The following is a 14,504-nucleotide window of genomic DNA, read 5'->3' as shown; positions in this document are numbered from 1 at the left end:
GGGGAATGAGGTGGTGACCGGCCTTGGGCCGTCGCAGCGGCTGCGCGCGTTTTAGCAGCGCGCGGACCCGGCGGCGCTGCGATGGTGTGCCGAAGCGTCCGCGCTGCTGCGCGTGTCGTGCGCGTCGAGCAAATGCAACAGGCTGTCGATCTCGCCCAGTTGGCCTTTGTTCACGTGGCCAGTGTCGAGCAGGCGGTGCAGGCGCTGGCGCCAGTAGGGCGAGGGCAGGATCGGGCCGGCCAGATCGCCCGAGAGCGACAAGGGCATCACGCGGCGGATGTGCGCAATATCCTGGTCGATGAGATTCGACATCAGGTAGCCGGCGGGGATGGGACGGATGGAGTCCATGAAGGACTTAACGGCACGGGAAGCCGCGGCTTTAGGGCTGTGCGGCTACTGGTTTACCCGGATCGGCAGCGCAATGCGGACCCTGCCCGCGGTGCGCGCCCGTCGGCTAGTGCAGCACCAGCATTGCCAGCGACGAGAAAACGACTGTCGCGAGGAAACCCATCAGCGCGAAAACGTATGAAGAGGTCATGCCGTCCACCCTCCGTTCTGACAGAACGAATCGTAGGCGATGGACGTCGCCGTGAAAGTTAACAATTGACAAGCGGGGCGCGGCGGGCTGCAAAGCCTCGTCCCGCCTGCTCACTCGGCTTGCGGCGCCGCGCCGGCGGCAGGTTGCGCGGCGCCTTCGAGGAACCGGCGCGTCGCTTCGAACGACTGCAGCATCGGGTCGGGCCAGGGCGTTTGCAGCATGACGGCCTGATGGTTCGCGAAAGCCGAAGTGAGCAGCTTCGCGAGCTCCGGTGAATTCAGATGGCGCAGCACCACGCTCAATGCAATGGCGGCGGCCTGACTCGCGCCGGCGGTCTGGAGTTCGGAAGCGGTAAGGGCGGCGACCTGCTTGTTGATGTCCATGGGGATGTCTTGCTGGGAGGGTTGAGCGTGCGGCGCTTTCCGGTGCAAACCGGAACGGTCGGGGCCTGGGATCTCGGGCGGGCTGCGGGGGTGTCCCGCGCCGGAACTGGGTGGCTGGTCCCCCTGGCAGGAATCGAACCTGCATCTAGCGCTTAGGAGGCACTTGTTCTATCCATTGAACTACAGGGAGGCATGCGGCACGCAGGCCTGCGGGCTTCGCGTGATCGCCATGTTTCCCAAGTCACCCGTCATGGCGCGAAGCGATTCGCGAGTTTCGCACTTCTGGCGAATCGCGATGCAGGACGTGGAGTATAGCAAACGCCTTCCGGCGCGAAAATGACTACGCGGGAAGCTGCCGTGACCCTGCTGTGATCCCGCCATGACGCGCAGCGCGCTACGGCGGCGAGCCCGGAACTCAGAATTCGACGACCGCGAATTCCGCCTTGCCCACGTCGCACAGCGGGCAGCGCCAGTCCCCGGGGATATCCGCGAAACGCGTGCCTGCCGCGATGCCTTCGTCGGGCAGCCCCTCTTCCTCGTTGTAGATCCAGCCGCAGATCAGGCAGATCCAGCTCTTGTATTCGATCACTTCGCTCACCACAACACCTTTCATCTGTTCCATGCGTTGCCCGCTTTCCCGCCCCATTTTGGGGCGGCGGGCGACCCGCGATGTTACCGGAAAATTGCGCCGCTTCCGCCGAGTGCCTTTGCCGCAGGGGGGCTCACCGCACGCCGTCGAGCGCAGCGACGCGCAGATCGTGTGCCTTCACGGATGCGTTGTATGCTGGGCCTCCGGCGTTCTGCAGCCGCCCGCGGATGCGGCATGGCGCGCGGCACGCCGGGCTGGGTTTCCCATTCCCGAGGAGAACAACGATGGTCAGAAACAGCTTGCTCGCCGCCGTGGCGTTCACGGCCCTGCTGGCGGTGACGGGCGTCGCGCGTGCCGAAGGCGTCTACTTCGTCGAACCGAAGGACGGCGCGACGGTTACCAATCCGGTGCACGTGGTATTCGGCATCGACGGCATGACGGTCGCGCCCGCCGGCACGGTGACGCCGGGCACCGGCCACCATCACCTGCTGATCGACAGCGGGCCGTTGCCGCAAGGCCAGATCGTGCCGGTGAGCGATAAATCGATCCACTACGGCAAAGGGCAGACCGAAACGGATATCACGCTGCCGCCCGGCGACCACACGCTCACCGCGCAGTTCGCGGACGGCGCGCACCATTCGTACGGTCCCGAGTGGAGCCAGACCATTACGGTTCACGTGAAGTAAGGCCGGCGCGACCGCGCGCGGTGGCGGCGAAAGCGCCGCCGCGCCGGACCGGTACAATGCGCGCTTCAGGTCCAACGCAGGCATCGTTTTCCAGTCATGTCGCTTTACACCCTCACCGGCGCGCAACTCGCGTTCGGCCACGTCGCGCTGCTCGACCATGCGGACTTCTCGCTCGAAACCGGCGAACGCGTCGGGCTGATCGGCCGCAACGGCGCGGGCAAGTCGTCGCTCTTGAAGATCGTCGCCGAGCTGGCGAAACCCGACGACGGCCTCATCACGCGCCAGCAGCATCTTTCGACCGTCTACGTGCCGCAGGAGCCCGAGTTCGACGCCGACGCCCCGGTATTCGACGCGGTTGCCTCCGGGCTCGAAGGCGTGCGCGCGCTGCTCGACGAATACGACACCGTCGCGCACAAGCTGGCGGACACGCCCGAAGGCGCGGAGCACGATGCGCTGCTCGCGCGCATGAACACGCTGCAGTCCTCGCTCGACGCCGCCGATGCCTGGAACTGGCGCACGCGCGTGTCGACCACGCTCGCGCAGATCGGGCTCGACGGCGAAGCGCGGGTGGGCGCGCTCTCGGGCGGTATGCAAAAGCGCGTGGCGCTGGCGCGTGCGCTCGTCGTGCAGCCCGACGTGCTGCTGCTCGACGAACCGACCAACCACCTCGACTTCGACGGCATCCGCTGGCTCGAGGAACTGCTCGTCGCGCAGCGTTCGAGCCTGCTCTTCATCACCCACGACCGCGCGTTCCTCGACCGCGTGGCCACGCGCATCGTCGAGCTCGACCGCGGCAAGCTGCTCTCGTATCCGGGCAACTTTTCGCAGTATCAGGAGCGCAAGGCTCAGCAACTGGAAGTGGAGCGCGTGGAGAACGAGAAGTTCGACAAGCTGCTCGCGCAGGAAGAGGTGTGGATCCGCAAGGGCGTCGAAGCGCGCCGCACGCGCAGCGTCGGGCGCATTGCGCGGCTCGTGCAGATGCGCAACGAACGCGCCGAGCGCCGCAACGTGCAGGGCAACGTGAGGCTCGATGTGGCGCAGGGCGAGAAGTCCGGCAAGATCGTCGCCGAACTCACGGACGTGACGAAGCGCTATGGCGATCGCACGATCGTCGACCGCTTTTCGGCCACGGTCATGCGCGGCGACAAGATCGGCTTTGTCGGCCCGAACGGCGCGGGCAAGACCACGCTGCTCAAGCTCATTCTCGGCGAGCTGAAGCCGGACGAGGGCACGGTGCGCGTGGGCACGAATCTGCAGGTCGCGTACTTCGACCAGATGCGCGCGCAGCTCGACCTGGAGAAGAGTCTTGCCGACACGATCAGCCCCGGCAGCGACTGGGTCGAGATCAACGGCGCGAAGAAGCACGTGATGAGCTATTTGGGCGACTTCCTGTTCGCGCCCGAGCGCGCGCGTTCGCCCGTGAAATCGCTTTCGGGCGGCGAGCGCAACCGCCTGCTGCTCGCGCGTCTTTTCGCGCGGCCCGCGAACGTGCTGGTGCTCGACGAGCCGACCAACGACCTCGATATTCCGACGCTCGAACTGCTCGAAGAACTGCTGGCCGATTACGACGGCACCGTGCTGCTCGTGAGCCACGACCGCGCATTTCTCGACAACGTGGTGACCTCCGTGTTCGCGGCCGAGGGCGGCGGCCAGTGGCGCGAATACGTGGGCGGTTTCACCGACTGGCAGACGCAGAGTGCGCGCGCGCAGCAGCTGGCCGAGGCGCGCGCGCCGCAGGCCGCCGCGCCGGCCGCCGCCGCCGCGCCGAAGGAAAGCGCGACGGGGCGCAACGCGCAACGCTCGGTCAAGCTGTCGTTCAAGGAGCAGCGCGAACTGGAGGAACTGCCCAAGCGGATCGAGGCGCTGGAGACGGAGCAGAAGACCATCGGCGCGCAGATCGAAGAAGGGTCGATTTTCGCGAAGGACGCGCAGGAGGGCGTGCGGCTTACCGAACGCTATGCGCAGATCGACGAGGAATTGCTTGCGGCGCTGGAGCGGTGGGAAGAGCTGGAGAGCAAGCGGAAGTGAGGTGATGCGGGAGAGGGCGGCCTGATGAGGGCCGCTTCGTTTATTCGCCGATAAGCCGCATCAGATCGCGCTCGAGTACCGGGAGATGTTGTTTCACCGTGCTCCGGATTATCTCGACGTCCACTGCGAAATAGCCGTGTGAGATCTGATTGCGCATCGCGTACAGCGTCGAGGGCCATCGGCGTGTCCTGGAGCGATTGTGCCGAGCGGCTTCGGCGCGGTGCGCGCACAAGGCTTCGGATGGTTTCATGGTGACTCCACGTTTCCCGGGCGGCGGCTGGCGCCGTTCCACGAGCCATCGATTCTACGCGAGTCCCGCGTCCGCCAACCCCTCGGCCGAACGGCTGACCCCCGCGCAAATTGCCGCGCCGCCCCAAATCAGTACAATACCTCGCGAATCCCGTCCGCCGCGCCGCTGCCCGCGCGGTGGGCATGCCAGTTCATCCCGTTGTTTCGTTTCGCTTTTTTTGAAAACTCAACGCGTTGTCCACGCAGATGTCCACAGGACCTGTGGACAACCGCGCGGCAACCCGACGGACCACCATGTCTACGAAGAAGTCAAACGCTACCTATAGCGAAGCGTCGATCAAGGTGCTCAAGGGCCTCGAGCCGGTCCGGCAGCGGCCGGGCATGTACACCCGCACCGAAAACCCGCTGCACATCATCCAGGAAGTCATCGACAACGCTTCGGACGAAGCCCTCGGCGGCTTCGGCCGCCGCATCACGGTGACGCTGCACGCGGACCAGTCCGTCTCCGTCGAGGACGACGGCCGCGGCATTCCGTTCGGCCTGCACCCCGAAGAGAAGGTGCCCGTCGTCGAAATCGTCTATACCCGCCTGCACGCGGGCGGCAAGTTCGACAAGGCCGCCGGCGGCGCCTACACGTTCTCGGGCGGCCTGCACGGCGTGGGCGTCTCGGTCACGAACGCGCTTTCCACGCGCCTCGACGTGACCGTGTGGCGCGACGGCAAGGTCGCCGAGATCGGCTTCGCCAACGGCGACGTCGTCAGGCCGCTCGCCGTGCGCAATGCCGCGCGCGACGAGAAGAAGACCGGCACGCGCGTCACCGCCTCGCCCGATCCGAAGTACTTCGACTCGCCCAATCTGCCGTTCGGCGAACTGCAGCGCCTCTTGCGCTCGAAGGCCGTGCTGCTGCCCGGCGTGGAGGTCGAGCTCGTCAACGAGAAGACGGGCGAGCGCCAGAGCTGGAAGTACGAAGACGGCCTGCGCGGCTATCTGCTCGAAGGCATGGGCGGCAGCGAGCTGCTGATCCCGCTCTTCGAAGGCGAACGATACGCCGACGCACGCACGGCCGACGACACCTTCGCCGAAGGCGAGGGCGCCGCCTGGGTCGTCGCATGGACCGAGGAAGGGCCGCTCACGCGCGAGTCGTATGTGAACCTCATCCCCACGCCGGCGGGCGGCACGCACGAAAGCGGCTTGCGCGACGGTCTGTTCCAGGCCGTGAAAAGCTTCGTCGAACTGCACAATCTTCAGCCCAAAGGCGTGAAGCTGCTGCCCGAAGACGTGTTTGCGCGCGTCTCGTTCGTGCTCTCGGCGAAGGTGCTCGATCCGCAGTTCCAGGGGCAGATCAAGGAGCGCCTGAACAGCCGCGATGCCGTCAAGCTCGTCTCGTCGTTCTCGCGTCCCGCGCTGGAGTTGTGGCTCAACCAGCACGTCGAGCACGGCAAGAAGCTCGCCGACCTCGTCATCAAGCAGGCTCAGGCGCGCACGCGTGCGGGCCAGAAGGTGGAAAAACGCAAGAGTTCGGGCGTGGCCGTGCTGCCCGGCAAGCTCACCGACTGCGAATCGACCGATATCGCGCGCAACGAACTCTTCCTCGTGGAGGGCGATTCGGCGGGCGGTTCCGCGAAGATGGGGCGCGACAAGGAATATCAGGCCATCCTGCCGTTGCGGGGCAAGGTGCTGAACACGTGGGAAACCGAGCGCGACCGTCTTTTTGCCAACAATGAAGTGCACGACATTTCTGTTGCGATCGGCGTCGATCCGCACAGTCCCGACGAAACCGTCGATCTCGCGAACCTGCGTTACGGCAAGATCTGCATCCTCTCGGACGCGGACGTGGATGGTTCGCACATCCAGGTGTTGCTGCTCACGCTCTTCTTCAAGCACTTCCCGCAGTTGATCGAGCGCGGCCACGTGTGCGTGGCGCGCCCGCCGTTGTTTCGCGTGGACGCGCCCGCGCGCGGCAAGAAGCCCGCGCAGAAGCTCTACGCGCTCGACGAAGGCGAGCTCGAAGCGATCCTCGACAAGCTGCGCAAGGACGGCGTGCGCGAAACGCAATGGACCATCAGCCGCTTCAAGGGTCTCGGTGAAATGAGCGCCGAGCAGCTCTGGGACACGACCATGAACCCGGACACGCGGCGCCTTTCGCCGGTGGCGCTCGGCGACCTCGACTACGAGGCCACCGTCGCGCGCATGACGATGCTGATGGGCAAGGGCGAAGCGGCGTCGCGCCGCTCGTGGCTCGAAGAGAAGGGCAACGAAGTCGAAGCGGACATTTGACGTTCCCACGCCCCCCGCACACGAATACGGATTGATTGAACATGGACGATCTTTTTGCTGAAGTGACCGGCGGCGCCGAAGGCGACACGCTCACGCTCGGCCACTACGCGGAGCGCGCGTACCTCGACTACGCGGTGAGCGTGGTGAAGGGCCGCGCGCTGCCCGACGTCTGCGACGGCCAGAAACCGGTGCAGCGGCGCATTCTCTTCGCGATGAACGAGATGGGACTCGGCGACAACGCCAAGCCCGTGAAGTCGGCGCGCGTGGTGGGCGATGTGCTGGGCAAGTACCATCCGCACGGCGACCAGTCGGCGTACGACGCGCTCGTGCGCCTCGCGCAAGACTTCTCGATGCGCTATCCGCTCATCGACGGCCAGGGCAACTTCGGCTCGCGCGACGGCGACGGCGCCGCGGCGATGCGATACACCGAAGCGCGTCTCACGCCTATCGCGAAGCTGCTGCTCGACGAAATCGACATGGGCACCGTCGATTTCATGCCGAACTACGACGGCTCGTTCCAGGAGCCGAAGACGCTGCCCGCGCGCCTGCCCATGCTGCTGCTGAACGGCGCTTCGGGCATCGCGGTGGGTCTCGCCACGGAAATCCCGTCGCACAACCTGCGCGAAGTCGCGGCCGCGGCGGTGGCGATGATTCGCAATCCGAAGATCACGCACGCGGAACTGATGGAAAAGCTGCCGGGGCCGGACTTCCCGGGCGGCGGCCAGATCATCTCCAGCGAGGCCGAAATCGCGGCAGCCTACGAGATGGGCCGCGGCAGCCTGAAGGTGCGCGCGCGCTGGAAGATCGAGGATCTCGCGCGCGGCCAGTGGCAGCTCGTGGTCACGGAACTGCCGCCGAACACATCGAGCCAGAAGGTGCTGGAAGAGATCGAGGAGCTGACCAATCCGAAGCTCAAGCTCGGCAAGAAGACGCTCACGCCCGAGCAGTTGCAGAGCAAGCAGTCCATGCTCGCGCTGCTCGACGCCGTGCGCGACGAGTCGGGCAAGGACGCGCCCGTGCGCATCGTGTTCGAGCCGAAGACGAGCCGCATCGACCAGGCCGAGTTCGTGAATTCGCTGCTTGCCAACACGAGCCTCGAATCGAACGCCTCGCTGAATCTCGTGATGATCGGCGCCGATGGGCGCCCGCGCCAGAAGGGCGTGAGCGAGATCCTGGGCGAGTGGATCGGCTTCCGCTTCGCCACCGTCACGCGCCGCACGCAGCACCGCCTGACGAAGGTCGACGACCGCATCCATATCCTCGAAGGGCGGATGATCGTCTTCCTCAATATCGACGAGGTCATTCGCATCATCCGCGAGTCGGACGAGCCGAAGAGCGCGCTCATGAGCGCGTTCGGGCTTTCCGAGCGCCAGGCGGAAGACATTCTCGAAATCCGTCTGCGTCAGTTGGCGCGGCTCGAGAAGATCAAGATCGAGAAGGAGCTCGAAGAGTTGCGCGACGAGAAGGCGAAGCTCGAAGAGCTGCTCGCGAACGAGTCGTCGATGAAGCGCCTCATCGTGAAGGAGATCGAAGGCGACGCGAAGCAGTACGGCGACGACCGCCGCACACTGATCCAGCAGGAAAAGCGCGCGACGTTCGAAGTGCGCGTCGTGGACGAGCCCGTTACCGTGGTCGTCTCGCAGAAGGGCTGGGTGCGTGCGCTCAAGGGCCATGGCCTCGATCCGCAGAGCTTCACGTTCAAGGCCGGCGACGGCCTCTACGCCACTTTCCTGTGCCGCACGCCCGACACGCTGATCGCGTGGGGCAGCAACGGCCGCGTCTATTCGGTCGCGGTTGCGCAACTGCCGGGCGGGCGCGGCGACGGTGTGCCGGTGACGTCGCTCATCGAGCTCGAAGCGGGCACGCATCTGCTGCACTACTTCGCCGCGAACGCGGAGCAGCAACTGCTGCTGGCGTCGAGCAACGGCTTCGGCTTCATCGCGAAGATCGGCGACATGGTGAGCCGCGTGAAGGCGGGCAAGGCGTTCATGACCATCGACGAGGGCGCCTTGCCGCTCGCGCCGATGCCGATGCTGCCGGGCGCGATCCAGGTGGCGTGTCTTTCGTCGGGCGGGCGTCTGCTCGTGTTCGGCCTCGACGAGATGAAAACGCTTTCCGCCGGCGGCCGCGGTGTCATCCTGATGCAGCTTGACGATAATGAAAAGCTCACGCAGGCGCTCGCCATCAGCGCGGCGGGCGTGGTGCTGATCGGCGCGGGCCGCGGCGGCAAACCGGGCGAAGACCTGATGGCGGGCGCGGTGCTCGCGCCGCAGATCGGCAAGCGTGCCCGCAAGGGCCGCACGCCGGATTCGAAGCTCAAGCAGGTCGTGGCGTTGCGTCCGGTGTTGCCGCAGTAAGGCGCGGGGCGCGAATGTCTTCAAAAGCAGTCACAAAGGCGCGCACGTCCGGTGCGCGCCTTTGTGCCGCATGGAATAATCGCGCGCAGGCTGGCATTGCGGGCATGCGTCTTGCGCTGCGCCGCCTCTCCACACATACAGGAATCTGAAGCATGGGCCACGCGATCGAAGTCGCGCTTTTCTTGCATTTGCTGGCTGTCGCCGTCTGGGTGGGCGGCATGGTGTTCGCGCACTTCTGCTTGCGACCGGCGCTCGAAGATCTTTCGCCACAGCTGCGGCTGCCGCTCTGGGAGTCGGTGTTCGGCCGCTTCTTCAACTGGGTGGCGGGCGCGGTGCTCGTCATTCTGGTCACGGGCGGTTTTCTGCTCATGCAGTTCGGCGGTGGCCACGCCACCTGGCAACTGCATACGATGGCAGGGTTGGGCGTGCTGATGATGCTGATTTACGGGCACCTGCGCTTTGCGGTCTTTCCGCGCATTCGCCGCGCCGTGCAGTCGCAGCGCTGGCCCGACGGCGCGCGCGCCGTGGGCACCGTGCGCCGACTCGTGCTCGTCAATCTCGTGCTTGGCGTCGTTACGATCGGCGTTGCCGTGATGTCGCGCGGGTTCTGAAACCGGTCGGCGTTACCTGGTCAAAGCCTCTCGGCCAACGCATGGCGCTGCATGCAGCGCTCCATCGCGTCGAAGAACGCCGCCTCGGCCGCATTCATCTTGCGCTCGCGATGCCACAGCAGGTGGATATCGACGTCCGCGAGCCCTTCCTCGGGCGGCAGCCGCCACAGCCGCTGCCGCGCCAGATCGTCCCGCACCGCGTGCTCGGGCAGGCAGCCGATGCCGTAGCCCGCATAAATGAGCCGCCGCACCTCGTCGAGACTCGGCGAAGACGCCACGATGCGCCCCGTGAAGCCGCGCTGGTCGCGAAACACCGTGAGCGGCGAGAGGCTGTCGCCGATCTGGTCGCTCGTGAACGACACGAAGTTTTCCGCGAGCAGATCTTCCATCGTCAGTTGGGACAGGCCGAAGAGCCGGTGATGGCGCCCGCAGAAAATGGCGTAGCGTTGCCGCAGGAATAGCCGCCGCTCCAGTTTCTCCACGGGCGTGCGGCACAGGCTCAGGCCCGCCGTCGCTGTCTTCTGCAGTACCGACGAAATGATGTCCGACGAGCGCATGACTTCGATCTGCAGGTCGATGCGCGGATAGGCGACGTGAAATTCCGCGAGGAACTCGTCATAGACGCGCGATTCGATGCGGCTCACCGTGAGGAGCCGGATCGTGCCCGTGATGTCGGCGGTCCGTTCGTCGAGCTCGGTTTCGAGGCGCGAGATGTTGCCGTAGATATCGCTCGCGATGCGATAGACCTCCTCGCCGGCCTGGGTCGGCATGAACTGCGCGCCGCGCCGTTCGATCAACTTGCGCTCCAGGGTGTCTTCGAGGCGCTTGAGCGCCTGGCTCACGGCGGGCTGCGTCACGAAAAGACGCGCCGCGGCGCGGCTCAGGCTGCGCTCCTGCATGATCACGAGGTAGGTGCGCAGCAGGTTCCAGTCGAGCCGGTCGTTGAGAAATCGGGTCGGTTCTGCTCGCATGGCGGCGGCTCTCCATCGTAGGTATTAGCCAGATTTATGAGCGAAATAATAACGCGAAATTTGACTAATGTTTTGTGGCCGGCGATAAACCTTGCACGCACCTATCGCGTGAGACGCCATACGGCACACGAGGAGACGCTCCATGAGCCCAACCCAACCGGCGGACGCCACCCGCCAGCCCGTGCGCGCCGCCGCCGCGGCGTTTATCGGCACCATGATCGAGTGGTACGACTTCTACATCTACGCCACCGCCGCCGCGCTCGTGTTCGGCGAACTCTACTTCCCTTCCGAGGACCGCTTCGTCAGCACGATGGCTTCGTTCGCCACGTTCGCCGTCGGCTTTTTCGCCCGACCGCTGGGCGGGCTGATCTTCGGCCACCTGGGCGACCGCATCGGCCGCAAGAAGGCGCTCATGACCACCCTCATGATGATGGGCGTCGCGACCGTCTGCGTCGGCCTGCTGCCTTCGTATGCGAGCGTCGGCATGCTTGCGCCGGTGCTGCTCATCGTGCTGCGCGTCGTGCAGGGCATCGCGGTGGGCGGCGAGTGGGGCGGCGCCGTGCTGATGGCGGGCGAGCATGCGCCGCAAGGCCGCCGCACGTTCTTCGCCTCGTTCGCGCAACTCGGTTCGCCCGCGGGCCTGATCCTCTCGCTGCTCGCGTTTCGCGCCGTCACCTCGCTCGACAAGGCCGCGTTCCTCTCATGGGGCTGGCGTCTGCCGTTCCTCGTTTCGTCCGTGCTGCTGGTGGTCGGCATCGTGATCCGTCTGGGCGTGAACGAGTCGCCCGAGTTCGCACAACTGAAGGACCAGCGCCGCACGGTCAAGCTGCCGGTCGCCGAAGTGTTCCGTTCCGCGTGGGGGCTCGTGCTGCTCTGCATCGGCGCGAACACCATCGGCATTGCGGGCGTGTACTTTACGAACACCTTCATGATCGCGTACACGACGCAGTACGTCGGCATCACGCGTTCGATGATCCTCGACTGCCTCTTCGTCGTCGCGATCATCCAGTTTCTTTCGCAGCCCGTTGCCGCGTGGCTCGCGGAACGCATGGGCGGCGCGCGCTTCCTGAAGTGGGCGGCCATGGCGGCGATGCTCTCGCCGTACCCGATGTTCGCGCTCGTGGAAAGCGGCCGGGTCGTGCCGATGGTGATCGGCATCGCGCTCGCCGTGGTCTGCATGGCCAGCTTCTATTCGGTGATCGCGGGCTTCGTCTCCGGCGTGTTCCCCACGCGCGTGCGCTACTCCGCGATCTCGCTTTCGTACCAGGTGTGCGGGGCGGTGGCGGGCGGGCTCACGCCGCTCGTCGGCACGTGGCTCGCGCATCGCTATGCGGGGCAGTGGTGGCCGCTCGCCGTGTTCTATACGTGTCTCGCGGGCGTGTCGTTCCTGTGCATTGTCGCGCTCGACGCGCGCCGCGCAGCGCAGGCGCACGACGGGGCGGCCGCAGGCGCGGTGAGCTCGCGCTGACGAATCGATATGTTCGACCAGTAGGGATGTCATGATGAAAGAGCAGTTGCAGGTTGATGGCGCGCGCCTGTGGGCGAGCCTAATGGAGATGGCGAAGATCGGCGCGACGCAGGGCGGCGGGGTGCGCCGCCTCGCGCTGACCGACGAGGACCGGCGCGGCCGCGAGCTGTTCGCGCGGTGGTGCCGCGAGGCGGGAATGAATGTGTGGACCGACGAGGTGGGCAACCTCTTTGCGCGCCGCGACGGCACGGACCCGAGCGCGGCACCCGTGCTGATGGGCAGTCATCTCGACACGCAGCCCGAAGGCGGCCGCTTCGACGGCGTTTATGGCGTGCTGGCCGCGCTCGAAGTGGTGCGCGCGTTGAACGACGCCGGCGCCACGACGCAAAAGCCCATCGCGATCTGTTCGTGGACCAACGAGGAAGGGGCGCGCTTCACGCCGGCGATGCTCGGCTCGGCGGTGTTTGCGGGCGCGATGCCGCTAACCGATGCTCTGGCGCGCGAAGACGCCGACGGCGTGACGCTGGGCGAGGCCCTCGACGCGTGCGGTGCACGCGGCACGCGCGCGGCGACGGGGGTTCCGGTCGACGCGTACTTCGAGGCGCACATCGAGCAGGGACCGGTCCTTGAAGCCAACGGCACGACCATCGGCGTGGTGACGGGCGGCCAGGCGATCCGCTGGTTCGACGTGACGGTGACTGGCGTGGCCGCGCATGCGGGCACGACGCCGATGCGCTATCGCAAGGACGCGTTCTTCGGCGCGGCGCAGATGGCGCTCGAAATCGAGCGCGTGATGGCGCGCTACGCGCCGCTCGGTCTCGTGACGATCGGGCAGGTGCAGATTGCGAACTCGTCGCGCAACACGATTGCGGCGAATCTCACGTTCACCGTCGATATTCGCCACCCCGACGACGCGCAGTTCGACGCCATGGAGTGCGACCTGCGCGCGGCGTGCGCGACGGCGGCCGCGGCGCGCGGGCTCGACGTGGCGATCGCGCACTGCTGGACGAGCCCGGCCACGCCGTTCGACGCCGAATGCGTGGGGCTCGTCGCGCAGGCGGTGACGGCGCTCGGGCTTTCGAACGAGCATATCGTGAGCGGCGCGGGCCACGACGCAATCCATCTCGCGCGCTATTGCCCGACTGCGATGGTGTTCATTCCGTGCGTGGGCGGGCTTTCGCACAACGAGGCCGAGGACGCGCTGCCCGCAGACGTCACGGCGGGCGCGAACGTGTTGCTCAATGCGGTGGCGGCGCGCGCCGGCGTGCAGGCGCGCGTGCACGCCGAGGTATGAGAAAGGAGTCCTGATAATGCTGACCTGGTTTCACCCCGAACAACTGCTGCACCACCCGCGCACGTATCTCTCGCGCGGCCAGATGCGCGAGCCGCAGGAAGTGCCCGAGCGCGCGGCGCGGCTCGTGGCGGCGGCGCATTCGCTCGGCTTCGAAGTGCGCGAGCCGGTCGACGCCGGCACGGCGCCCATCGCGGCCGTGCACGACATGAACTACCTGCGCTTCCTCGAAGAGGCGCACGGCGAATGGAAGCGCATGCCCGAGGACTGGGGCGACGAAGTGATGTCGAACATCTACGTGCGCGATCCGAATCCGCTGCGTGGCGTGCTTGCACAGGCGGCGCGCTATCTCGCGGACGGCAGCTGCCCGGTGGGCGCGAACACATGGCGCTCGGCGTACTGGTCGGCGCAGAGCGCGCTCGCGGCGGCGGCCACGGTCAAGGACGGCGCGCGCGCGAGCTATGCGCTCAGCCGTCCGCCCGGCCATCATGCGCGCGCCGACGCGGCGGGCGGCTTCTGCTACCTGAACAACGCGGCCATTGCCGCGCAGTCGCTGCGGGAACGCTTCGGCCGTGTGGCGATCCTCGACACGGACATGCATCACGGCCAGGGCGTGCAGGAGATCTTCTACGGCCGCGGCGACGTGCTGTACGTCTCGATCCACGGCGACCCGACGAACTTCTATCCGGTGGTGGCCGGTTACGAGGACGAGCGCGGCGCGGGGGAGGGCGAGGGCTACAACGTCAATCTGCCGATGCCGCACGGCGCCTCAGAAGACGCGTTTTTCGAGCGCGTGGAGGCGGCGTTGCGTGTGTTGAAGCGCTTCGAGCCCGACGCAATCGTGCTTGCGTTGGGCTTCGATATCTACAAGGACGATCCGCAGTCGAAGGTGGCCGTGAGCACCGAAGGCTTCGGGCGGCTTGGCGCGGCGATCGGCGCGCTCGACCAGCCGTGCGTGATCGTGCAGGAAGGGGGCTATCACCTCGCGAGCCTCGAAGACAACGCGCGGGCGTTCTTCGGCGGCTTTACGCACGCGCAAGCGCGCTGACGCAGCAC

At 66.4% G+C, this 14,504-nt stretch carries 13 protein-coding genes and 1 tRNA gene; 8 read left to right on the top strand and 6 right to left on the bottom strand.

The window, feature by feature from the left end; translation table 11 throughout:
- Positions 1–51: 51 nt before the first annotated feature.
- The 4 genes from BAC01S_RS15390 to BAC01S_RS15370 form a co-directional block, all read right to left on the bottom strand.
- A complete protein-coding gene (locus BAC01S_RS15390) occupies positions 52–348 on the bottom strand; it encodes a hypothetical protein (protein WP_245616593.1) in 297 nt (98 codons plus the stop codon).
- 300 nt (positions 349–648) lie between these two features.
- Positions 649–921, bottom strand: coding sequence for a hypothetical protein (locus tag BAC01S_RS15380; protein WP_027795573.1), 273 nt, complete (start codon positions 919–921; stop codon positions 649–651).
- A gap of 115 nt (positions 922–1,036) precedes the next feature.
- Positions 1,037–1,111, bottom strand: a tRNA-Arg gene (locus tag BAC01S_RS15375).
- A gap of 225 nt (positions 1,112–1,336) precedes the next feature.
- A complete protein-coding gene (locus BAC01S_RS15370; RefSeq protein ID WP_027795572.1) occupies positions 1,337–1,519 on the bottom strand; it encodes a rubredoxin in 183 nt (60 codons plus the stop codon).
- 275 nt (positions 1,520–1,794) lie between these two features.
- On the opposite strand from BAC01S_RS15370, the gene BAC01S_RS15365 reads away from it, so the two are divergent.
- Together BAC01S_RS15365 and BAC01S_RS15360 are read left to right on the top strand one after the other, a co-directional pair.
- The gene (locus BAC01S_RS15365; protein WP_027795571.1) at positions 1,795–2,196 is read left to right on the top strand and encodes a DUF4399 domain-containing protein; all 402 of its coding nucleotides are present in this window, start codon (positions 1,795–1,797) and stop codon (positions 2,194–2,196) included.
- Positions 2,197–2,292: 96 nt separating this feature from the next.
- On the top strand, positions 2,293–4,224 hold the full coding sequence (locus BAC01S_RS15360) for an ATP-binding cassette domain-containing protein (protein ID WP_027795570.1): 1,932 nt from the start codon (positions 2,293–2,295) through the stop codon (positions 4,222–4,224).
- A 40-nt stretch (positions 4,225–4,264) separates the two neighbouring features.
- On the opposite strand, the gene BAC01S_RS33860 is transcribed toward BAC01S_RS15360, so the two are convergent.
- Positions 4,265–4,474 (bottom strand): HepT-like ribonuclease domain-containing protein, encoded by a 210-nt coding sequence (locus tag BAC01S_RS33860; RefSeq protein ID WP_084168598.1) that lies wholly within the window; start codon positions 4,472–4,474, stop codon positions 4,265–4,267.
- 293 nt (positions 4,475–4,767) lie between these two features.
- On the opposite strand from BAC01S_RS33860, the gene BAC01S_RS15350 reads away from it, so the two are divergent.
- The 3 genes from BAC01S_RS15350 (at position 4,768) to BAC01S_RS15340 (ending at position 9,718) form a co-directional block, all read left to right on the top strand.
- A complete protein-coding gene (locus tag BAC01S_RS15350) occupies positions 4,768–6,750 on the top strand; it encodes a DNA topoisomerase IV subunit B (RefSeq protein WP_027795569.1) in 1,983 nt (660 codons plus the stop codon).
- A gap of 41 nt (positions 6,751–6,791) precedes the next feature.
- Entirely contained in the window at positions 6,792–9,107 is a 2,316-nt protein-coding gene (parC, locus tag BAC01S_RS15345) for a DNA topoisomerase IV subunit A (RefSeq protein ID WP_027795568.1), read from the top strand.
- Between the two features lie 152 nt (positions 9,108–9,259).
- On the top strand, positions 9,260–9,718 hold the full coding sequence (locus BAC01S_RS15340) for a CopD family protein (RefSeq protein WP_027795567.1): 459 nt from the start codon (positions 9,260–9,262) through the stop codon (positions 9,716–9,718).
- Between the two features lie 20 nt (positions 9,719–9,738).
- Here the strand turns inward: BAC01S_RS15340 and BAC01S_RS15335 are convergent, their stop codons facing one another.
- The gene (locus tag BAC01S_RS15335) at positions 9,739–10,689 is read right to left on the bottom strand and encodes a LysR family transcriptional regulator (RefSeq protein ID WP_027795566.1); all 951 of its coding nucleotides are present in this window, start codon (positions 10,687–10,689) and stop codon (positions 9,739–9,741) included.
- A gap of 142 nt (positions 10,690–10,831) precedes the next feature.
- On the opposite strand from BAC01S_RS15335, the gene BAC01S_RS15330 reads away from it, so the two are divergent.
- The 3 genes from BAC01S_RS15330 to BAC01S_RS15320 are packed head-to-tail and all read left to right on the top strand — an operon-like array spanning position 10,832 to position 14,496.
- Positions 10,832–12,157, top strand: a complete 1,326-nt coding sequence (locus BAC01S_RS15330; RefSeq protein WP_027795565.1) for an MFS transporter — start codon at positions 10,832–10,834, stop codon at positions 12,155–12,157.
- 34 nt (positions 12,158–12,191) lie between these two features.
- The gene (locus BAC01S_RS15325; RefSeq protein ID WP_027795564.1) at positions 12,192–13,451 is read left to right on the top strand and encodes a Zn-dependent hydrolase; all 1,260 of its coding nucleotides are present in this window, start codon (positions 12,192–12,194) and stop codon (positions 13,449–13,451) included.
- 16 nt (positions 13,452–13,467) lie between these two features.
- The gene (locus BAC01S_RS15320) at positions 13,468–14,496 is read left to right on the top strand and encodes a histone deacetylase family protein (RefSeq protein ID WP_027795563.1); all 1,029 of its coding nucleotides are present in this window, start codon (positions 13,468–13,470) and stop codon (positions 14,494–14,496) included.
- The last annotated feature ends 8 nt before the right edge of the window (positions 14,497–14,504 follow it).

Origin of the sequence: Paraburkholderia acidipaludis NBRC 101816, assembly GCF_000684975.1 — a bacterium.
Lineage (GTDB): Bacteria > Pseudomonadota > Gammaproteobacteria > Burkholderiales > Burkholderiaceae > Paraburkholderia > Paraburkholderia acidipaludis.
This window is presented reverse-complemented; position numbering and strand designations above follow the sequence as displayed.

Coding starts and splice junctions, on each gene's coding strand:
- BAC01S_RS15390 (WP_245616593.1), bottom strand. CDS start 348: ATGGACTCCATCCGTCCCATCCCCGCCGGCTACCTGATGTCGAATCTC.
- BAC01S_RS15380 (WP_027795573.1), bottom strand. CDS start 921: ATGGACATCAACAAGCAGGTCGCCGCCCTTACCGCTTCCGAACTCCAG.
- BAC01S_RS15365 (WP_027795571.1), top strand. CDS start 1,795: ATGGTCAGAAACAGCTTGCTCGCCGCCGTGGCGTTCACGGCCCTGCTG.
- BAC01S_RS15360 (WP_027795570.1), top strand. CDS start 2,293: ATGTCGCTTTACACCCTCACCGGCGCGCAACTCGCGTTCGGCCACGTC.
- BAC01S_RS33860 (WP_084168598.1), bottom strand. CDS start 4,474: ATGAAACCATCCGAAGCCTTGTGCGCGCACCGCGCCGAAGCCGCTCGG.
- BAC01S_RS15350 (WP_027795569.1), top strand. CDS start 4,768: ATGTCTACGAAGAAGTCAAACGCTACCTATAGCGAAGCGTCGATCAAG.
- parC (WP_027795568.1), top strand. CDS start 6,792: ATGGACGATCTTTTTGCTGAAGTGACCGGCGGCGCCGAAGGCGACACG.
- BAC01S_RS15340 (WP_027795567.1), top strand. CDS start 9,260: ATGGGCCACGCGATCGAAGTCGCGCTTTTCTTGCATTTGCTGGCTGTC.
- BAC01S_RS15335 (WP_027795566.1), bottom strand. CDS start 10,689: ATGCGAGCAGAACCGACCCGATTTCTCAACGACCGGCTCGACTGGAAC.
- BAC01S_RS15330 (WP_027795565.1), top strand. CDS start 10,832: ATGAGCCCAACCCAACCGGCGGACGCCACCCGCCAGCCCGTGCGCGCC.
- BAC01S_RS15325 (WP_027795564.1), top strand. CDS start 12,192: ATGAAAGAGCAGTTGCAGGTTGATGGCGCGCGCCTGTGGGCGAGCCTA.
- BAC01S_RS15320 (WP_027795563.1), top strand. CDS start 13,468: ATGCTGACCTGGTTTCACCCCGAACAACTGCTGCACCACCCGCGCACG.